Origin of the sequence: Bacillus cereus group sp. N11 (assembly GCF_016483605.1) — a bacterium.
Taxonomy (GTDB): Bacteria; Bacillota; Bacilli; order Bacillales; family Bacillaceae_G; genus Bacillus_A; species Bacillus_A toyonensis.
This window is the reverse complement of the sequence record NZ_JAEHBN010000004.1, coordinates 333,299-354,373: the sequence shown is the minus strand read 5'-3', so window position 1 is coordinate 354,373 and position 21,075 is coordinate 333,299. Positions and strand designations below refer to the sequence as shown.

The following is a 21,075-nucleotide window of genomic DNA, read 5'->3' as shown; positions in this document are numbered from 1 at the left end:
ATTTTTCTGCGTTAGGAAGTTCTCAGCTTTCCTTCCTTCTCTGTATAACCGGGTAAAATAACTCGTGTCCTTTTCTTCGCTTATTATGAAATTGAATGCAAAAAAGCATATTCATCCCTAAAATAGGGACGAATATGCTTATATCCGTGGTTCCACCCAGATTCCCATCACAATATGCAATGGCTTCTTTTGCGATAACGTCGCATACACGGCACTAGATACTTCATTTCCCCAGTGCAGCTCTAAGGTGGTAAGTTATTTTTCTGCGTTAGGAAGTTCTCAGCTTTCCTTCCTTCTCTGTATAACCGGGTAAAATAACTCGTGTCCTTTTCTTTGCTTTTATAAAACATCCATTTATTGTTATTTAATATATCTTATTCATTTTATTTTTGCAAGTGTTTAAAAAAATTATTTATTTAATTTAAAAAAGTGAAACCAAATTTTTTTGGTTTCACTTCACAATTTTACCAATCTTGTGGTTCGTAATTTAAATCTGAAAATAGACGTCTTTTCTCTTTCTTCGATAAATCTCTCCACTGCCCAACTGGTAAATTATTCAATTCTATATTCATAATTCTCGTACGTTTTAACGTATATACTTGATAACCTAAAGCTTCACACATACGGCGAATTTGACGATTCAGCCCTTGTGTTAAAATAATTTGGAACTCATATTTTGATAACTGTGTAACCTCACAAGGAAGTGTTTTTGTACCTAAAATTTTAACTCCCGCTGCCATTTTCTCTAAGAAATCAGGTGTAATTGGCTTATCCACTGAAACGATATATTCTTTCTCATGCTTGTTTTCAGCACGTAAAATCTCATTAACGATATCGCCATCATTCGTTAACAAAATTAAACCGTCTGAGTCTTTATCGAGACGTCCAATATGACTAATACGTAAAGGGTGATTCACTAAATCAATAATATTACCTTTTACTGCTTTTTCACTTGTACATGTAATACCTACTGGTTTATTTAAAGCGATATACACATGGTCTCGAGCAATACGAAGTTGTTCTCCATTCACTCGTACATCATCACCTGGATTTACTTGGTCACCAATTTTTGCAACCTTACCGTTAATAATTACTCTTCTCTCATTAATTAATTTATCTGCTCCGCGTCGAGACGCTTTTCCAGCTTCACTAATAAATTTATTGATACGCAAGTTAGGCACATCCTTTTCATAAAAAATTTCAAGCTCACACTGCTTCTACCGTACAATACAAAAGGGTAAGCCTCCTATTTTAACTTAAATATATTAACATGAAAGGGTATATGACGTCTTCTATTAATTTCTTGTTTACAAGAAATTATCTTTATTATACATTCATTTATACACTTTTTCTGCACTTAATATACAAGCCATTCTTCCTTACATACAGCTTGTTTACTTCTTATCTCTTCTATATCTTCATGAATGTTAGCCAGTTTATACAACATGGGAAAACCCTCTTCCACATAATATTGATGCGCCATTTCATCTTCCCAATAAGTTAATACTATGTAACGAGTTTCATTTTTTAAAGACTTCGCAACTACTCCACCTAACATCCCTTTTGCATTCTCCATTCCTTTATTCCAAATTGTTTCTTGCTTATGTAAAAAATGATTTTCTTTTTCTCCCTTTACATCACATATGGCAACTCTTACGAATGATCCTTCTGTAACAACGTTTTGCAAAGGCTTATCATTTATATCATACAACGTTTGAAATAGTTCAATTTCACATGAAAGAAACGTATCTTTTTGATTACTATTTAAATAAATTGTATCGTGAGCACCGTTCATAAATGATTGATATGCACTTCTATCTTCCCATAAAGTAAATACACATGCCTCATCTTCATTCCATCCACCAAATTGCCCATGAAAACCATCTAAATGTTGTAAATCACGCCATTTTTCTTGAGCAGCCGAAAACATCTCCCTTTTCTTCCACTCTGCAAAATATTGTTTTTAGTAACATTTCTAATTCCCCCTCATAATACAATCTCTCTTACAACAATCAGTTTACATAACAAAACTATGGTAACTAAAAACTTCTACTTTTGTACAAATAATCATTTTTTTGCACTATATCTATCAAACCATCTATCTGTTTTTATTTCAAATAATTCGGAATATAAAAATTGTAGCTCTATAGGAATTACATCGAAATCTTTTCTCCCTTGTATATCTATTGCTCAAATAAATAATACGTAATTTCTCTCGGATAATGTTATACATTTACCTTTCGTTCCACTTTTTTAAAACTAACTAGGCTGGCTCCCATCCACTTGCCTTTATAATAAGCATTACACTTATATATGTATAAACCTCTTCATTATCATCATTAACATGGATTGCTGACATTGGTACTGGAAATTTTTCAATTTTAGATTCTTTGTCTACATAAATGAGTGCAAATAAAGTGAAACTTTAATCATTTTGGGATTCTTCATCCCCCACCTAACTTCTTTGCTTTCGCTGCATTTTGAAGTGGGGGTCTTACTGCCCGTTAATGCGAGATACACCAATTAATAACATAGCCGTTACAATATTTAAAACTAGTTTTCTTTTATTCACTTTCACTAAAATTCCCCTTTCTTACATATTCCTTTCATCTTTTTACTAATTTTAATTAGTTACGTATAAAAAAGATGTAATTCAAATCACTTCTAACTTTATTTTCTCTATTTAAAACAACATTATTGTTATATATTATAATTATAAGTTTTTAAATTTTGGAGGCGTTACATATTGAAGAAAATTCTTTTTACTAAATGGACAGTAGTTATTTCTATTTTCATCATTTTCGGTACGATTTTCTACGTAACTAATGGTAAAAATAAAAATGATAATGAAAAAGCAACTGTAGAAACAGTGGATACAAAAACTTTCAAAACTAAATTACAACCTAAAATTAAGGAATTGACTACTAATTATAATGACATTATCGAAAAAGATTGGTTGCCTGCCTGGGAAGAGATGAACACGAACGGAGATTCAGTGGATAGAAATAAACTATTAGCTACAATGAGTGCTGTTTCCAAACAGTATGAAACACTTATGAACGAAATAGACACGATAAAAATCGAAGAAAGCATAACGGATATACATATACAAAAACAACTAATCCAATTCACAACTCAGTTTAAATCCGCATCAAATTACATGAAAAATGCAGCAGATTTAATTATTGATAAATACAATAATTCTACTCCGGCCAATGAAATAATTGAAAATACAAAACAGGCTTTAGGGCTTGCCGATCAACATATTGTCATCGCTTTATCTACTTTAAATGAAATTAAAGATAAATTAGGAATTTCTAAAAAATAAAACTGTTTACTATTTTAAAATAAAAAAAGATTGCAATTCACAGTTTATCTGTCTATAATATTTTTATTGATTTACATTCAATGTGTATATTAATTTTATAATTCGGATGAACCATTCAGGAGAAGGTCAATTGATCTACCGACGGGGCAAAAAGTTGTAATACCAACTTTGAAACTCTCAGGTCTTGGTTACAAGTAGAACTGCATGGGGACGAATCTCTGGAGAGACTCCCTCTCGCTTTTAATAGCGCGGAGGAAAAAGAGCGCCGAAGGAGCAAATCCGCTATTTTAGCGGATAATCTCTCAGGTAAAAAGGACAGAGACAAGCGAAGGAAAATGCCGATTTGTATCGGTTTATTTTTCTATTCCTTGTTTCTCCAGAGACCATTTCATTTACTTGAAGTGGTTTTTATTTTTTCTAAAAAAGGAGAATAAAGATGGAGACAGTAAGTAAAGTATTAGAACAAATGAATCATTACGTGTGGGGATTGCCAACTTTGTTGCTACTCGTTGGTACTGGTATCATTCTCACAGTGCGTTTGAAAGGTTTACAGTTTAGTAAACTATTATACGCTCACAAAATAGCATTTAAAAAGTCAGAAGATACGTCATCTTCTGGAGATATTAGCCACTTCCAAGCACTCATGACAGCTATGGCCGCAACGATTGGTATGGGAAATATCGCCGGTGTTGCAACAGCTGTTACAATTGGTGGTCCTGGTGCAATTTTTTGGATGTGGATTACCGCTTTATTCGGAATGGCAACAAAGTATGCCGAAGCAATTCTAGCAGTGAAATACCGTGTTAGTAATGAAAATGGTGAATATTCAGGTGGACCAATGTATTATTTAGAGCGTGGCTTAGGTAAGAAATGGCTTGCTGTTTTATTCGCTATATTCGGTACAACTGCTTCTTTCGGGATCGGTAATATGGTGCAATCTAACTCAGTTGCAGAGGCAATGCGAATTAATTTCTCTTTCCCCCCTGCTTTAACTGGTATATTAATGTCATTTTTAATCGCTATTGTTATTTTAGGCGGTGTAAAAAAAATCGGGAAAGTAACGGGATTTATTGTTCCTATTAAAGCTTTCTTTTATATAATTGCTGGTCTTATTATTATTTTCTATCACTTTGATCAAATTCCAGAAGCATTTTCACTTATTTTTTCTGGTGCATTTCAAGGTACAGCAGCCGCAGGTGGTTTTATTGGAGCAACAGTCGCATCAGCTATTCAAATCGGAATGGCGCGCGGTGTATTTGCAAACGAAGCTGGTTTAGGTAGTGCTCCTATTGCGGCCGCTGCAGCAAAAACAGATTCACCTGCAAAACAAGCTTTAGTTTCTATGACTGGTACTTTTCTTGATACATTTATCGTCTGTACAATTACAGGACTTGTATTAATTACAACTGGAGCATGGAAATCAGGTAAAACCGGTGTTGAAGCTACAACACTTGCATTCCAATCTGTATTCGGCACCGCTGGTAGTATGATCCTTGGTATTGCCATAATTTTATTCGCCTACTCTACTATTTTAGGCTGGTCATATTACGGTGAGAAATGTGTCGCTTATTTATTTGGAGAAGGTGCTGTTCGATATTATAAAGCAATCTTTATCGTGATGATTGCGATTGGTGCCAATTTAAAACTTGGCATCGTATGGACATTTGCTGATATTGCAAATGGACTTATGGCAATTCCAAACTTAATTGGCCTAATCGGATTAAGTGGTATCGTTGTCGCTGAAACGAATCGTTTTTTACAAGCAGAGAAATTGAAAGAAAGCCATAAAAAACAGGCAAGTTAATCTGTTTTTAAAATAACTGTAGTTCAAATTTCACTATAAATATTAATTTTATATAGAATACAGCCCTACATTTTGAAAAAGAAATTGGTCAAAATGTAGGGCCTTTTATTTTATTAAAAAAGTTCCACTAAAGTAAATAAAAGAATATGTTTAGTACATTATATTCTATTAAGTAAACTTCATTTAAAATTATCAGTGTTGGTTACTCTAAAAATCATTAGCATCACACATAAATTATAGTGAAGTAATACTAAAATACAATGAACCTCAACATAAATATCTCGGTAAGAATCCCCTCTTTTTTTAAGCAGTATTATCAAAAAAACTTTAAAGTCCAGTTGATTATATATAAATCACAACTTAATAACCAGAAAATTATAAAAGGAAAACTATTGAAGATTATGTAATATAAAGGTAATCTATAGATAGACGATTCTAAGATGTTATTCGGAGAAAACTTCTTAGTTAAGTATGTTAACTTGTTTGCACTAAATTTTACAAATAAAGGGGTATTAAGAATCATGAAAGCAAAGAAATTAGTAAGTTTAGCATTACCAGTTATGTTATTAAGTGGTTGTATTACAATTGAAACTGATAGTAAGAAAGCGGAACCAAAGAAAGAAGAAACGCAAAAGATGGAGAAAGAGAGTAAGTCAACCGATAGTAAAAAAGATGATAGCTTATCTGCAGCGAATGGTAAAGATGCAAACAGTAACTCATCAAGTAGTAAACCAAGTTCTTCTTCTAACAATTCAAACTCATCTACTTCCTCTAGTTCATCAACTGCAAAGTTAAGTGGTTCAGAGGTTGAGAAATACAAGTCAGAAATAGTAGAAAATGCTACTAAAGTTGATGATGTTTTGAAATTAATAGAAAAGGTAGCAAGTTCAGATGTTAAGTCATATAGTCAAAAGAAAAGTGAAGTACAACTAAGTATAGGTGGAGCAAAAGCATATGTAACAAAGTTAAGAAACCTCCAAGCACCGCCTGAGTTAAAAGTAGAACAAGAAAATATAAAACAATCAATGGAACTTTATAATGAAGCATTTGCACTGCTTTTTGATGCAATAGAAGAACAAAACGAAAGTAAGATGAATCAGTCATTAACGAAAGCTAAAGATGGTTCAAAGCTTTTTGAGGAAGCAACAGATAGTATTTCTAGAAAAACACAGTAAGGCTGAAATCAAGGTAAATAGATACGGCTAATTTATTAACTAAGGATAAGGGGCATTTAATCATGAAAGCAAAGAAACTACTAGGATTAACCATACCAGTTATGTTGTTAATGAACGGTTGCATAAAAATAGAAGAGTCTAAAACCGCTAAGACGGATTCTGAAGTTAAGACTTCTAAAGAAGCTGACTCTAGTACTTCAAAGCAGTCAACTTCTGATGTGAAGAAAGTAAGAGTATTAGCAGACGACTATCCTATGTATTTAATTGATTTAGGAAATGAGTTTGATAGACTATTCAAAGAGTACAATAATATAGTTGGGGAAGCTAGCAAAGGCAATAAGACACGAAAAGACGTATTAGTTAGTGTCGAAAACATCTTTAAAGCAATTGATAAGTTTGAAGAAATCGACCCACCGAACAAGTATATAGATGCTCAAAAGGATATTGAGAAAGCAACCGCTAAGTACAGAAAAGCCTTTGAGGGAGTAGAACGTATTTTCTCACAAAACACAGAGAAAAATACTGGTGGTAAAACTGACAAAGAAGTAATTGAAAACGCTGAAAAGTTAGTTAAAGAAGGCGACAAATACTGGATTGAAGTATATAACAACATGAAAAACGAAGTAACGAAGGCGAACGGCGGCGGAATATCTGCAAGTGAGAAAACAGGAATAGACACTAATTCAGGTGTTAACGAAGCAAACGTTAAGAGTAAAGTAACAGACGGAACTGAGTTAATTGCTGACTGGGGACTTGAAACTTCTAGTGGTTTCCTAGTAACATTTATCATAAAAGGTGGAAATACTTTTGAGTTATATGCAGCAGGAACTTACCCAAACAAGGACAATGTAACGGAAGGAACATGGTCTTACGATAAAAACTCTATGACTTTTGAATTACATATAACGAAGCGAATGGACAACGGTAAAGAAGTCACTGTTTCTAAGAAAGACATACCTTATATTGTACAGAATTTCGATGGTAAGACCTTACAATTATTAAATACAGAAACAAATAACACAACAAGATATGTGAAACAAAGTTTCTAATAGACAAGAAATAGAGTCACTCCCTCTTAACCACTTAGATTTCTTTTATCAAGATGGATAAAACGTAACAACTATTTATAAATGGTATAACTTCATTTGGAAATCACAATTAATCTATGAAAAAAGGAATGACTCATGCATAATGAGCATTCCTTTTTTCGTTCTCTTACTCAACCAATATCATTTAAAATAAATTTATATCAATCTTCCCCCCTTTTTATTCCAATAAAAGTTTTTCACATAAATGTCATAAATCGTATGGTCTAACTATATAGTTGAAAAGGAATGCGACATTAAAGTGTCGCTGAAAAACTCATCCAAGAAAAGGGAGGAAAAATCTTTTGAAAAACAAATTCATTGTTTTCCTATCTGTTTTGTCATTTATTATTGGTGGTTTCTTCTTTAACACGAATACTTCAAGTGCTGAAACATCATCTACTGATTACGTTCCTAACCAATTAATCGTTAAGTTCAAGCAAAATGCATCTTTAAATAATGTGCAATCTTTTCATAAATCTGTCGGAGCTAATGTCTTATCTAAAGATGATAAGTTAGGTTTTGAAGTCGTTCAATTTTCAAAAGGTACTGTAAAAGAAAAAATAAAGAGTTATAAAAATAATCCAGATGTGGAATATGCAGAGCCGAATTATTACGTTCATGCCTTTTGGAATCCAAACGATCCATATTTTAAAAATCAATATGGATTACAAAAGATCCAAGCTCCACAAGCTTGGGATAGCCAACGAAGTGATCCTGGTGTAAAAGTAGCTATCATTGATACAGGAGTTCAAGGCTCACACCCTGATTTAGCTTCTAAAGTAATTTACGGACATGATTATGTTGATAACGACAATACATCTGATGATGGTAATGGTCATGGTACACATTGCGCTGGAATTACTGGAGCACTTACGAATAATAGCGTCGGAATTGCTGGTGTTGCCCCGCAGACTTCCATTTACGCTGTTCGCGTATTAGATAATCAAGGAAGCGGGACTCTTGATGCTGTAGCGCAAGGTATTCGAGAAGCTGCTGATTCGGGTGCAAAAGTAATTAGTTTAAGTTTAGGAGCTCCAAATGGTGGTACTGCATTACAACAAGCAGTTCAATATGCATGGAATAAAGGCTCTGTTATAGTTGCAGCTGCTGGAAATGCTGGAAATACAAAAGCTAATTACCCTGCTTATTACAGCGAAGTAATTGCAGTTGCTTCTACAGATCAATCAGATAGAAAATCTTCATTTTCTACTTATGGTAGCTGGGTAGATGTTGCAGCACCAGGTTCAAATATATATTCAACATATAAAGGGAGCACGTATCAATCATTAAGTGGTACATCTATGGCAACACCTCATGTTGCAGGAGTCGCTGCTCTTTTAGCAAATCAAGGATATAGCAATACACAAATCCGCCAAATTATTGAGTCAACTTCTGATAAAATTAGTGGTACAGGTACGTACTGGAAAAACGGTAGAGTCAATGCATATAAGGCTGTACAATACGCTAAGCAATTACAAGAAAATAAAGCTTCGTAAGAAATACAGTGAAACTTTAATTATTGGAGGCTTTGTACATCCCAAATGATTATTTTCCCACACTAATCGGTACTTTATAGGCAGTTCATGCAGGATAAAATAGAAGGAGAGACTTTTACAATTAAAGTCTCTCCTTCTTACAAACTATATTACTCCCCCTTTTTCTGAATCATATGTAAATACAGTACAAAATCCATCATTGTCGATGAATGACCAAGTTGACGGATCATTGCTGTTATATTTCCTCTATGATATGTACCATGATTTACGACGTGTTGCACTAATTCTAAAATTGAAGTATGTAGTGTCCCTGCATATGGATTCTTAATAACAAATTCAGCATGTACATCTTGTTGTGTACTTAGAAATTCTTTATACTGATTAGCTATATTTAAAAACATTTCTTCTAATTCATTTAGCGATTTTGTATCGATTTGTTTTTTTAACTTTTCACGATCTTGTATTGCTTCACTCATACTTCTGCCATGTAATATGTGTAACCACACTTGATCTGTAATATAAATATGCGCAAAAGTATCCTTAATGGATGGGAATACACTCTGTATCTGCTCATTAAAAATTGTCTCATAATTTGGTAACTCTTTTAATCGATTGAATAATCTAGTATTAGCCCAAGCATGGTAATCACACTGTTTTAATATATAATCTTTCAATTTATATTACCTCCTTATTGTATAAAACGAATGTTTTGCTCCTTCATTTCCGATTCTCTATCAGCTTTTACAATCCCTTTTTCTTCAATTTCATGTTTATTTATCGTTTTATATTTTACATACGTATAAAATTCCGTTTGAAATGGAAATGGTGTAATCCGAATTGTTTCCTCGTCCACCCATTCAGCTTGAATAAGTTTCTCCTCTTTACTATTAAACATTTCTGTTCCTTCAAAACCATCTTTAAATAAATCAACTTCATCTTTCTTTTTGACACCAGGCTTATTCATACATACGTATAAAGAAAGTTCATCACAAAACTTTAATAATCTATAATGTTTATCGAACATCGCAAACTGTTCCTGTGTTAACGTTTTCAAAATTCTTTTTTGTCGTTCTAATTCATGTTTATAAAAAGAAAGCATCTCTTCATCTTCCTCATTTAATGGGAATGATAAAAAGTGTTTACTACACAGTAATGCCCCGTATGGATTAGAATCTTCAATTTCATTCAAACCAATCGTATAAAAAACAAAACGTAATGGGCTTGGACAATCCATAAATGTATACGGAATATTTTTAGCATCATTCAAAATTGGTACTTTATCAAGTTCTATCCATCCTCTATCATGTTCATATATTGCATCAATTGTCTCTTTTAAGTATGTTGTATCTTCAAAAAAACATTCTTTTATATGCCTAGCAATCTCTCCAGCCAAAAAACCATGATCATGTTGACGAATTAATATACTCTCTTTCTCACTCTTTTCACGAAAAATCATACGTATATTCCCCCTCATCCTCATACTATTGCTTTTTGTATGCATCAATTCTTAATTAATCCCCAATTATTAGCAGGGATTCAGTCTCTTGCAACGAAATTAACATAACTATATAGTATTCTTTCCAACCATAAAACTAGCTTTATCTTTACTATCCATTATACTAAAACATTCATTCTAAAAAAATTTTTATGAGGTGAAAACATGAATAAAACAGAATTAATTAAAAATGTGGCACAAACAGCTGATATTTCTCAAAAGGATGCTTCTGCAGCTGTACAATCCGTATTTGACACAATTGCTAACGCATTACAATCTGGCGATAAAGTTCAATTAATCGGTTTTGGAACGTTTGAAGTGCGTGAAAGATCTGCTCGTACAGGGCGTAACCCACAAACTGGGGAAGAAATTCAAATTGCGGCTGGTAAAGTTCCAGCATTTAAAGCAGGTAAAGAATTAAAAGAAGCTGTTAAATAAACAAGAAACCAGCCATTTTATAGGCTGGTTTCTTGTTTATTTCTTATTTAAGCAATTCCTTTATATTTTCTGCATGATACACTTCACAAATATAAAATACACATTTGCAGTTACTTACAATTTGATATTTTCTAGTTGGATACACATTCGCTGCAACTGAACATCCATCAAACAATTCGATAATATTTCCAGATGGCTGATATCCTTTATATAATACGTTTCTTCTTACTTCCATTTTTTCTATCAGGTTTTCAACAGGAATAGTTCCACTTTCTAATTCACTTTTTATTGTATCCGGTAAAAAAGAAGTATCCGCAAAAATTAGATTTTCAGATAACACCTTACCTTTATAACTAACATTAGATACACGATAAAGAAATGTTCCGTTTTTATCAAAGAAATTTTTTGCTTCTTTCGGAATGTACTGTCTATCTATTACCTCTTGTTCTAGAACATCAAATTGAACTGTATCATTCAAAAGCTTTTCTAAAGCAAGAATAGATGATGTATCTCCAGAAAATAAAATATTTTTAATTGCTTGTACATTATAAGTGAATTCATTTGTTCTACTTTCCGCCACTAACATGTGGAACACCTCTTCTATAAAATATTTTATTAAACTTATTTATAATTTAATAGCGCTACCGCGTCTAACTGCGTAATTTCAGTTACTTCTTTACTAAATATTGCAATGGAAGCCATATAATCTAAACTAGGCCTTACATCTTCCATCCTTGTATTTTCTGGTAACTCTTGTCTATCCTTAAAAACCAACAATTTAGGAGGATCATTTGGAGCTGATACAGTAATTTCAACTGGTGGAATCAATAGTCCTTCACCTGTCGCTTTCAGCACAGCTTCTTTTCGAGTCCAATACGTTAAAAATCCTTCTAATCGCTGTTCATTAGGTAATTTCATAACTTGTGCTATTTCAATATCTGTTAATACGCCCTCTGCCATTTTCATCACATCTACATTTGGATTCATTTGTTCAACATCAACACCGACAGATGCAGATTTTGTAAATGCAACGACAACCCACTCACCCGAATGTGAAACTGATAATTGTGGCATACCTTCTGGTAATTGCGGCCTACCATGTTGTAACTTACATACTGGGCACAATCGATCAATCGGCACTTGAACTGGCGACATAGAAAGTATCTTTCCAAGAACTAACCTACTAATTACGCAACCTATTATAAAACGTGCACGATCTGCCGAATGATGATATGAATTTGCTTTCTCTTGCTCTACATCATTTAGTAAATTGTAATGCCATGATTGTAAATCTGAAATTCTTGCCCACCATATTTGACAATCATTCTCATTCAAAGTTGGTATAGAATCTACAACTTTACTTTCTATCATGTAAAATCTCCTTTTTACTACTAATATCAATTTCAATTAAAGTAGCATACATATATTGCTATTCATTGACGAGTTCTTTCTCTTTTTGTGATACGGATAACATTTTTTCTTTCTTCTTTGACATTACCTCTTTATCAGAAATACGTAAAGAAAATAGTAATGCTATAAGTAAAAATAGTGCTGATCCAATTAATGCCGCTTGATATGGCAAGAAATCTGATTGTGCGTTATTCTGTACGTTATTACTTCCAAAACCAGACAGTATACTAGCTAAAACAGCAACTCCTATTGCAGATCCTAATCGGTTTTGCACATTGAATATAGTAGTTGCTCTCCCCATAGAATGTGGTGTGATATTGTTAAAAGCAGAAAATTGAACTGCACCGACAGACTGCCCTAAGAAAATACCTATGCCAAACAATAATGCCCGTATTTGCCATGGATTCGTATCATGATTTACAAAACTTAATAATACAAATATAACCGCGGTACTTATTAGTCCAATAGAGATTACCTTTCGAGCACCTAATTTCTTATACGTCCATGGTACAATTTGCGAAGAAATCATTAATCCAATCGCCTCTGGGAATGTCGTAAGACCTGATTCCAGCGCAGAAACTCCGATTACATTTTGATACATAAGCGGAAAAACAAATAGCATTCCAAGTAAACCAGCAGATGAAAACAAGGATATAAGACTCATTTTTCTAAAAACGGGTTCTTTTAATAAGCGTAAATCTAACATCGGTTGCTTTACTTTCAATTCTACTATTATAAACAGTGAAATGAATACAATCCCAGCTATCCCAGTACTTATTATTTCTGGAGAAATCCATCCTTTTGACGGCCCTTGACTGAGTGCATAGATGAGCATCGCAAAACCTGGTGCTGAAAGAACAAAACCGAGAGAATCAAAACGACCAGCTGATTTTTCAATATGCTCTGCTAAAAATAGAAGTCCAAATAGCAACGCAATAATACCAAACGGCAAATTAATATAAAATGCCCAGCGCCAAGACATTTGATCTACAAAGAAACCACCAATAATTGGTCCAATCGCTGGTGCAACAGCAATTGGCAGTACAATAAATCGAGAAATTTTTGGTCTTTCCTCTGGTGAAAATGTTCGGAATAACATCGCCATCCCGACCGGTGTTAAAAGCCCGCCACCAGCACCTTGAATGATACGAAAAATATTTAATGAAGTAATATCATTCGCAATTCCACATAATGCAGATGCAATTGTAAAAACGAAAAGGGCAGTTAAAAATACTCTTTTCGTACCAAAACGATCGCCTAACCAACCAGAAATCGGAAGAAAAACAGCTAAGCTAACTAAATACCCAACATTTACTGTCCCCAGTGCAGATGGGGGTACTTGCAGTTCTTTGCTTATCGTTTGCAATGCTACATTCACAATTGTTGCATCCATCGCAGCCATAAACATCGCTGTTATATAAACGATGCTTACAACTACTTTTGGATTTATTTTTACTTTCATTATTGTTTTCCTACTAATATTTTTTCGCTAATTTGATTTTTTTTCGGCTCTAAATCATTCCAGTTTACTTCAACGTATTCTAAGCAAACTTGTCTGCTAGCTTCTTCATGTACGACATTCCATCCAATTGGTACATCGAGAAAGGCAGGCCAGAGAGAATACTGGCCCTCCTCATTCATTAATACTTTATATGTGTAATTATCATTTTCAAATGGATTCGTCATACTCTATTTACCCCTTTCTTATTCTGTAAATATTTCGCTAGCACTTGCCCAATTTCTGTAAGCGGCCCTGGCTGACATAAATCTTTATGTCTACAATCAATATCATGTTGCACGATATCTCCATCTAAATAATTTAGCCATGTATTTGGAGAAATAGGATCAAACCAGTCTGGTATAATAGTAGACCTAAAGAATAAAATATCCCCGTTATAAACTTTCGGTACATATTTCCCTAACAACCCTACTGAATTTACATATGTTTCTTTCAAGTTCAATATAGTCTCTTCTTCAAGACTTGCTAATGCACTTCCATCTTTACGAAGGATTTCAACTGCACTTTCCATTGTAAGTGGTTTACCATCCATGTTGTCTGGGTCATATCCGCCTAAAGCAAGTAATGCGATTAACGCTTCCTCTTCAGTAGGCGCTTCCGTATTCGGTAAGAAGTGTCCAGGATAAGAATCAAGCATAACGAGTAATTCTACTTCTTCTCCTTCATTTTGTAGTTGCGCCGCCATTGCATGCACAACATTTCCTCCAAGCGACCAACCTAATAAACGATATGGTCCATGAGGCTGTACTTCACGAACATGTTTCAAGTAATCCGCCGCCATCTCCTCTAAACTTTTTGGTAGTTCTTCATTTTCAGCGATACCACGTGCTTGTACACCATAGATTGGATAATCTGTTCCTAAAGATTTCATAAGTCCTGCATAGCACCAACTTAATCCACCTGCTGGATGTACACAAAATAGTGGTAATTGATCCCCGCTTTCTCGTAATGGAAGCAACACATCAAGTGCACTTTGACCATTCCCAATCTCAAGCCTTTCAGCAAGCCCCGCAACAGTAGGTGCTGCAAATAAAGTTCCAATATTCAGTTCAACGCCAAGTGCCTCTTTCATGCGACTCATAAGCTGCACTGCAAGAAGTGAATGACCACCAAGATCAAAGAATCCATCATCAATTCCAATTTGAGACACACTTAAAACTTCTGTAAACAAGTCACATAACATTTCTTCTTGCGGTGTTCTCGGTCCGCGGCTAGATGATGATGCAATAAACTCTGGAGCTGGCAATGCCTTTCTATCTAATTTACCGTTTGGAGTTAAAGGTAACTCGTTTACTACTACAAAAGCGTATGGAACCATATAATCTGGTAAACTACCACTAGCATGCTGACGCATTTCATTCGTATCAATCGTTTCATTATTTGATGCGACAATATAAGCAACTAATCGTTTATCCCCTGGTTGATCCTCCCGGACAATAACGGCCACTTGTTCAACTTTATCGTGTTTCATTATGACCGCTTCTATTTCCCCTAATTCAATTCGGAATCCACGAATTTTAATTTGATGATCTGCACGTCCTATATAATCTAACGTCCCATCTTGACGCCAGCGCGCTAAGTCTCCTGTGCGATACATTCTTGTACCAGGTTTACCAAATGGATCTGCGATAAAACGTTCAGCCGTTAATCCTGCTCTTCCTAAATATCCACGAGCTAGTCCAGCACCTGCAACATACATTTCCCCAACTACTCCTGGTGGCACTGGTTGTAAATAGGTATCTAATACGTATACTTTAAGATCTGGTATACTGCACCCGATTAAACTATTTGCTCGTAAAGAAACGATACTCTCATCTAACTCAATATAACTAACATGTACCGTCGTCTCCGTTATACCGTACATATTAATAAGTTTCGGTGCGTTATGAGGATGACGACTATACCAATCTTCTAATCGACTTAGTTCAAGTGCTTCTCCACCAAAAACAACATATCGTAAAGATAGTTTTTGACCAACCTCTTCATTTTCACGATCTGCTTGCATCAATTGATAGAACGCTGATGGAGTTTGGTTTAAAACAGTAACCTTTTCCTTAACAAGAAGCTGTAAAAATTCTTTCGGCGAGCGACTTACAGTATGTGGTACTACAACTAAACGCCCTCCATATAATAAAGGTCCCCAAATTTCCCAAACCGAGAAATCAAAAGCGTATGAATGGAACATCGTCCACACATCGTCTGCGTCAAATTGGAACCAATGATCGGTTGCTCCTAAAAGTCTTACTACATTTTGATGAGGTATCATAACTCCTTTCGGTCTACCTGTTGAGCCTGACGTATAAATAACGTAAGCAATATGTGAAGGAGATAACGGCTTCAGGCGCTCCATTTCATCAATATTGTCCTCACTATATTTTTCAATTTCTTCTATTACGTTCACATCATCAACTAAAATCTTTAGTGCCTCATCACATTCAATTTCTACACTTGCATTTGTTAATACACATGATGGTTTCGCATCGTGTAGCATAAATGAAATACGATCTGACGGATAATCCGGATCTAACGGAAGGTATCCGGCACCTGCTTTAAGAACAGCAAGTAAGCTTACAACCATATTTAAAGATCTCGGCATCGCTAAAGCAACGAGTTGATCCGGCCCGATTCCTTTTGCTATTAACGAACGAGCTATTTTATTCGCTTTTCTATTTAACTCTTCATACGTTAGCTTTTCATCTTCAAAGACAACAGCAATAGAATTTGGATTTACATGAGCCTGCTTTTCAAATAATTGTGGCAATGTCATTTCAGGCACAATTTGAAAACCACCATTCCACTTTTCTAAAACTGTATTTCGCTCTGCTAAAGTTAATATTTCTAATCTACCAATTGATTGATCCGGATGTTTCGCTGCATCATCTAATAATAGAATGAATCGTTCTATTAGTTTTTGAACCGTTTCACGTTTATATAAATCGATACTAAACTCTAACAATCCGTGTAAGCCGTTTGGAGTACCATTCACTCCATTACTCTCGCTAATTTCAAATGTTAAATCAAACTTTGCAGAACCAACACTTTGAATTTCAATACTCGCCTCTAAATCCGGGACATGAAACGTCGCTTCAGGCGTATTTTGGAAAGCTAACATAACTTGAAACAGTGGATGACTATTTCGGGTACGTACTGGGTTTAACACTTCAACGAGTCGTTCAAATGGAACATCTTGATTTTCATAAGCTGCCAGATTTATCTGCTTTACTCTATTTAATAATTCTTTAAAACTTGGATCTCCTGATGTATTTGTGCGTAACACTAATGTATTTACAAATAAACCAACTATATTTGATAGCGCATCGTCATTTCTTCCGGCAATCGGGCTTCCAATTGGTATATCAGTGCCTGCACCTAATCTTGTAAATAGTGCACTAAGCCCTGCTTGCAATACCATAAACAAACTAACTCCATTTTTACGTGCAAGCTCTACTAACCTACTATGCATACCTTCATCTATATGAAAATGAATTGTTTCCCCGCGGTAACTCGTCTCAATTGGACGCTGGAAATCTGTAGGTAACTCCATTTGGTCTGGTAAACCTTTAAGTTCTTCTTTCCAAAAATCTAATTGTGTTGAAATAAGACTCTCTGGTGTCGTTTCATCACCTAGCAATTGCTGTTGCCAAAGTGCATAATCTGCGTATTGAACTGGTAGTGTCTCCAGCTGAACTCTGTCACCTTGACATCGTGCTTTATACGCCGCTGTAAAATCTCTCGTTAACGGCTGTAATGACCAGCCATCACCTACAATATGATGTAATAGAATTAATAATACATGTTCGTTTTCACTCACTGTAAAAAGTTGCAAACGAACTGCCGGCTCAAAATCGAGGTTAAAGCTATATCTTACCGCCTGTGAAAGTACACTTTCTAATTCATCTTTACATGTATTAGTTATAACCATTTCTAGATTTAAGTTTTCCATATCTAAAATTTTCTGATAGGAACTACCTAATACGTTAGGGAAAATTGTTCTAAGTGTTTCATGTTTCTCAACTACATCGTAAAAAGCACCTTGTAATGCTTCCCGATTCAATATTCCATTCATACGAATGACTAGCGGAATATTATAAGTAGGACTTGGACCTTCTAAACAATTTAAGAACCATAACCTGCGCTGTGCAAATGAAAGTGGAACTTCATTTGGCCTACTTGCTTTCTGAATAGCTGGTCTTGCACTTTTTGCATGGTTTAATTGTTTCGCCAGTTCGGCAACAGTTGGTGATTCAAATAGTTTCCCGATTCCTAATTCCACACTTAACGTTTCACGAATTCTTGCCATTAAACGAGATGCGAGAAGTGAATGTCCACCCATTTCAAAGAAATTATCATCAATGCTAATTCGAGAAACACCAAGTACTTCTGCAAATAAATCACATAATATTTCTTCTTTCGGATTTCTAGCAACTCTCTCATTGTTCATTCCATTAAAATCAGGAGCAGGTAATTTCTTTCTGTCAACCTTACCATTTGGCGTTAATGGTAATTCTTCTAGCACAACAAATGCCGATGGTATCATATAATTCGCTAAACTTTCTGAAACATAAGAACGAATTTCTGAAAGATTAATCGGTTCCTTTTCTTCTGCAACGATATACGCAATGATGCGTTTATCATTTGGACGATCTTCTCGTACCATCACTACCGCTTGTTGAATATTTTCATGTCGTAGTAATATCGTTTCAATTTCAGCTAATTCAATTCGGAAACCACGAATTTTAATTTGATGATCTGCGCGACTCATGTACTCTAGCACACCGTCGTTACGCCATTTCACAAGATCACCTGTGCGGTACATAAGCTTCCCTGGTTCTCCATATGGATTTGCAACAAATCGTTCAGCCGTTAACGCAGGTTTTCCTAAATATCCGCTTGCGATTCCTTCTCCTGCAATATATAATTCACCGATAACTCCAGGTGGAACAGGTTGTAATCCTGCATCCAATACATACACTTCTGTATTGCAAATTGGCTTTCCAATAGGTGGTATACCCTTTTCACTTTCATCAATGTTCATGAAAGTAGACCAAATCGTCGTTTCAGTTGGTCCATATAAATTAGTTATTGAGCAACCTAATTCTTTTAATTTATTTGCTAAATGCGCTGGAAGAGCTTCACCACCAACAAGTATGTTTAGCCCTTGTAGCTTTTCTGGATAATCAGTTACTAACGCCTGCCAAAGCGTCGGTGTAGCCTGCATAATGGTCACTCTTTCTTCTTGTAAAAGTGTCGTTAATGCTGATGGCTCTTGTATGTCTTCTTTTTGCGCAATTGTTAAACTTGCGCCACTAATAAGAGGTAAATAAATTTCTAGAGCAGAAATATCAAACGCAAAAGTTGTAACTGCTAATAAATGATCATTTTCATTTAATGAAAACTTTTGTTGCATAGCCATTAAAAAGTTACTTAAACCTCTCATAGGAACAATTACACCTTTTGGGTTTCCTGTTGAGCCTGAAGTATATATTGTATAGGCTGGGTTTAAAAGTGATACATCATTCTTACATGCTATATTCATACGAGAATATGTATGTAACGCTAGTTTCGTTTCTTCTTCATCTAATACAATTTTTTTCATATCATTTTCTATAACTAACTTAGATGAAACAGATGCATGTGTTATGATACAAACTAGTTTTGCATCATTTACTATGTAATTAACTCTTTCTGCTGGGTATTCTGGATCTATTGGTAAATATGCTGCACCAGCCTTTAAGACCGCTAGCATACTAACCACCATTTCTATTGATCTAGGGAATACTAAAGCTACAAACTGATTTGGTCGTATTCCTTCTTCTACTAAATAATGTGCTAGTTCATTCGCTCGTTCATTTAGCTCTTTATACGTAAGGTTTACACCGTCACAAGTAATCGCTAGTTTATTTGGATTTTTTTGCACTTGTTTTTCAAATGATATAGGTAGACTGATTAACTCATCGTCTTCCTTCGTTTCATTCCATTCCAATAAAACTTTATGATTTTCTTCAGGCAGAGTTATGTTTATTTTTCCAATCGACTCGTTTTTCTCATAATTATTTATTACTAATTCAAATAGATTCATAAATCTTTCTTTATGCAATGCTAGTTCCACACCATTATATACTTCGGGATTCGCATCAAAATGAATCATTAGCTCATTTTGATCAAAACGTTTATATACATTTATCGATAAATCATCTACAGGTCCTGCTGATAAATTATGTGTAATACCTCGATTTCCAGCAAAGTTAAGTCCGTAATCAAAAGGCATAACATTCACTAACGGCCCAAACAACCTTTGATTTTCACCTAGTAGCTTTAAGTCTCTCCTTAATTCCTCATGACGGTATTTATGATGGCGACGTACATCTCGGATTTCTTTAGAAACTTGTTGCAATAATTCCGCAAGAGTTATATTTGGAGTTACTGTAATACGAAGCGGAACTAAATTCATTACCATACTAGGTGTATGAATAGATACAGAACCAAGACGCCCCATCATTGGTAAACCTAAAACAATATCATTTGCACCTGTTAATTTATGCATGTAAATACTTGTTACGGCTACAACAAATTCGGGCCAACTCGTTAACGAAATATTAATATCTTCTAGTAAAGTTTTCGTACTAGCATTTGATAAATAAGCAGTTTCCCGTAAAAATCCATTTGATGTTCTCGGTGCTCGTTCTGCCAAACTTACAACTTCTGGTTCATCCGCAAATTTTTCTAACCAAAAAGTACGATCTTCCTGAAATTGTTTAGACTCACGATACTCAATATCTTCTTGCACAACTTTTGCAAGAGAACCAAATGGCTTTTCATTCTTGTTTGTTTCTTCTATAAGTGATGTATACTCATTCGCTACCTTTTGGCTAAGAAGTGAAAATCCATAGCCATCCATCACAATGTGATGGATGCGCTGATACCAAAAGAAACGATTATTTTCAACTTGAATAAGTGCTTCAGTAAATAAAGTATCTTTTTTCAAATCGACTGGCATAAATAAATCATTTTTCATCCATACTTTAGCAGCTTCTTCAGGATGTTCTTCTTTACGAACGTCAATAAAATGCATATGAAACTGTGATTCTTCAATAACTTGCCATGGGCCAATTTCATCCTCTTCGAAGCGAACATGAAGTGCTTCTGCTTCCATTACGACTTTACGTACAGCTAATTCAAAAATGTCTTGATGAATATTCCCGTTTATTTCTACATATTCCCCAGTATTATATATCGGAGTAAGCGGATCTAATTGTTGCGCAAACCACATACCAGACTGCGCAGATGATAACGAATGACGAATCTTTTGACTGTTAGGCATT

Annotated in this window: 14 protein-coding genes, 1 pseudogene, 1 riboswitch and 1 other annotated feature; of the genes and pseudogenes, 6 read left to right on the top strand and 9 right to left on the bottom strand. The window is 34.8% G+C overall.

What is annotated here, in order from left to right; all coding sequences use genetic code 11:
- Window positions 1-121: 121 nt before the first annotated feature.
- Window positions 122-343 (bottom strand) — a binding site (T-box leader).
- A 121-nt stretch (window positions 344-464) separates the two neighbouring features.
- Together rluF and JDS98_RS09510 are read right to left on the bottom strand one after the other, a co-directional pair.
- The gene (gene rluF / locus JDS98_RS09515) at window positions 465-1,172 is read right to left on the bottom strand and encodes a 23S rRNA pseudouridine(2604) synthase RluF (protein ID WP_001222161.1); all 708 of its coding nucleotides are present in this window, start codon (window positions 1,170-1,172) and stop codon (window positions 465-467) included.
- A gap of 185 nt (window positions 1,173-1,357) precedes the next feature.
- Window positions 1,358-1,973 (bottom strand): annotated as a pseudogene (locus JDS98_RS09510) (DUF4937 domain-containing protein).
- Window positions 1,974-2,746: 773 nt separating this feature from the next.
- Here JDS98_RS09510 and JDS98_RS09505 point away from each other — a divergent pair.
- From JDS98_RS09505 to JDS98_RS09485, 5 genes are all read left to right on the top strand, one after another.
- Entirely contained in the window at window positions 2,747-3,328 is a 582-nt protein-coding gene (locus tag JDS98_RS09505) for a hypothetical protein (protein ID WP_000721819.1), read from the top strand.
- Between the two features lie 208 nt (window positions 3,329-3,536).
- Window positions 3,537-3,657: riboswitch (glycine riboswitch) on the top strand.
- A 107-nt stretch (window positions 3,658-3,764) separates the two neighbouring features.
- Window positions 3,765-5,132 (top strand): alanine/glycine:cation symporter family protein, encoded by a 1,368-nt coding sequence (locus JDS98_RS09500; RefSeq protein WP_000451043.1) that lies wholly within the window; start codon window positions 3,765-3,767, stop codon window positions 5,130-5,132.
- Between the two features lie 521 nt (window positions 5,133-5,653).
- Entirely contained in the window at window positions 5,654-6,307 is a 654-nt protein-coding gene (locus JDS98_RS09495) for a DUF7018 domain-containing (lipo)protein (RefSeq protein ID WP_392388334.1), read from the top strand.
- A gap of 62 nt (window positions 6,308-6,369) precedes the next feature.
- On the top strand, window positions 6,370-7,356 hold the full coding sequence (locus tag JDS98_RS09490; RefSeq protein ID WP_199633821.1) for a DUF3994 domain-containing protein: 987 nt from the start codon (window positions 6,370-6,372) through the stop codon (window positions 7,354-7,356).
- 341 nt (window positions 7,357-7,697) lie between these two features.
- A complete protein-coding gene (locus JDS98_RS09485) occupies window positions 7,698-8,891 on the top strand; it encodes a S8 family peptidase (RefSeq protein ID WP_000790784.1) in 1,194 nt (397 codons plus the stop codon).
- Between the two features lie 149 nt (window positions 8,892-9,040).
- On the opposite strand, the gene JDS98_RS09480 is transcribed toward JDS98_RS09485, so the two are convergent.
- On the bottom strand, window positions 9,041-9,565 hold the full coding sequence (locus JDS98_RS09480) for a DinB family protein (protein ID WP_000656264.1): 525 nt from the start codon (window positions 9,563-9,565) through the stop codon (window positions 9,041-9,043).
- 14 nt (window positions 9,566-9,579) lie between these two features.
- Entirely contained in the window at window positions 9,580-10,347 is a 768-nt protein-coding gene (locus JDS98_RS09475) for a DUF3891 family protein (RefSeq protein WP_098711644.1), read from the bottom strand.
- A 204-nt stretch (window positions 10,348-10,551) separates the two neighbouring features.
- Here JDS98_RS09475 and JDS98_RS09470 point away from each other — a divergent pair, with 204 nt between their 5' ends.
- Entirely contained in the window at window positions 10,552-10,824 is a 273-nt protein-coding gene (locus JDS98_RS09470; RefSeq protein WP_001043908.1) for an HU family DNA-binding protein, read from the top strand.
- Between the two features lie 43 nt (window positions 10,825-10,867).
- Here JDS98_RS09470 and JDS98_RS09465 read toward each other — a convergent pair whose 3' ends face one another.
- The 5 genes from JDS98_RS09465 to JDS98_RS09445 are packed head-to-tail and all read right to left on the bottom strand — an operon-like array spanning window position 10,868 to window position 21,074.
- The gene (locus JDS98_RS09465) at window positions 10,868-11,410 is read right to left on the bottom strand and encodes a cold-shock protein (protein WP_199633820.1); all 543 of its coding nucleotides are present in this window, start codon (window positions 11,408-11,410) and stop codon (window positions 10,868-10,870) included.
- 35 nt (window positions 11,411-11,445) lie between these two features.
- On the bottom strand, window positions 11,446-12,195 hold the full coding sequence (gene sfp / locus JDS98_RS09460) for a 4'-phosphopantetheinyl transferase Sfp (RefSeq protein ID WP_087971240.1): 750 nt from the start codon (window positions 12,193-12,195) through the stop codon (window positions 11,446-11,448).
- A gap of 58 nt (window positions 12,196-12,253) precedes the next feature.
- Window positions 12,254-13,696, bottom strand: a complete 1,443-nt coding sequence (locus JDS98_RS09455; protein ID WP_098711645.1) for an MDR family MFS transporter — start codon at window positions 13,694-13,696, stop codon at window positions 12,254-12,256.
- Window positions 13,696-13,920 (bottom strand): MbtH family protein, encoded by a 225-nt coding sequence (locus JDS98_RS09450; RefSeq protein ID WP_000184075.1) that lies wholly within the window; start codon window positions 13,918-13,920, stop codon window positions 13,696-13,698. The genes JDS98_RS09455 and JDS98_RS09450 overlap by 1 nt, the downstream gene beginning before the upstream one ends.
- Complete coding sequence (locus tag JDS98_RS09445) at window positions 13,917-21,074, bottom strand: amino acid adenylation domain-containing protein (RefSeq protein WP_199633819.1); 7,158 nt, start codon at window positions 21,072-21,074, stop codon at window positions 13,917-13,919. Before JDS98_RS09445 ends, JDS98_RS09450 begins: the two co-directional genes overlap by 4 nt.
- Window position 21,075: the final 1 nt, after the last annotated feature.

What these genes read in the sequence shown, in the direction of transcription:
- JDS98_RS09500 (WP_000451043.1), top strand. Translation starts at nt 3,765, where the DNA reads ATGGAGACAGTAAGTAAAGTATTAGAACAAATGAATCATTACGTGTGG.
- JDS98_RS09495 (WP_392388334.1), top strand. Translation starts at nt 5,654, where the DNA reads ATGAAAGCAAAGAAATTAGTAAGTTTAGCATTACCAGTTATGTTATTA.
- JDS98_RS09490 (WP_199633821.1), top strand. Translation starts at nt 6,370, where the DNA reads ATGAAAGCAAAGAAACTACTAGGATTAACCATACCAGTTATGTTGTTA.
- JDS98_RS09475 (WP_098711644.1), bottom strand. Translation starts at nt 10,347, where the DNA reads ATGATTTTTCGTGAAAAGAGTGAGAAAGAGAGTATATTAATTCGTCAA.
- JDS98_RS09470 (WP_001043908.1), top strand. Translation starts at nt 10,552, where the DNA reads ATGAATAAAACAGAATTAATTAAAAATGTGGCACAAACAGCTGATATT.
- JDS98_RS09465 (WP_199633820.1), bottom strand. Translation starts at nt 11,410, where the DNA reads ATGTTAGTGGCGGAAAGTAGAACAAATGAATTCACTTATAATGTACAA.
- sfp (WP_087971240.1), bottom strand. Translation starts at nt 12,195, where the DNA reads ATGATAGAAAGTAAAGTTGTAGATTCTATACCAACTTTGAATGAGAAT.
- JDS98_RS09455 (WP_098711645.1), bottom strand. Translation starts at nt 13,696, where the DNA reads ATGAAAGTAAAAATAAATCCAAAAGTAGTTGTAAGCATCGTTTATATA.
- JDS98_RS09450 (WP_000184075.1), bottom strand. Translation starts at nt 13,920, where the DNA reads ATGACGAATCCATTTGAAAATGATAATTACACATATAAAGTATTAATG.
- JDS98_RS09445 (WP_199633819.1), bottom strand. Translation starts at nt 21,074, where the DNA reads ATGCCTAACAGTCAAAAGATTCGTCATTCGTTATCATCTGCGCAGTCT.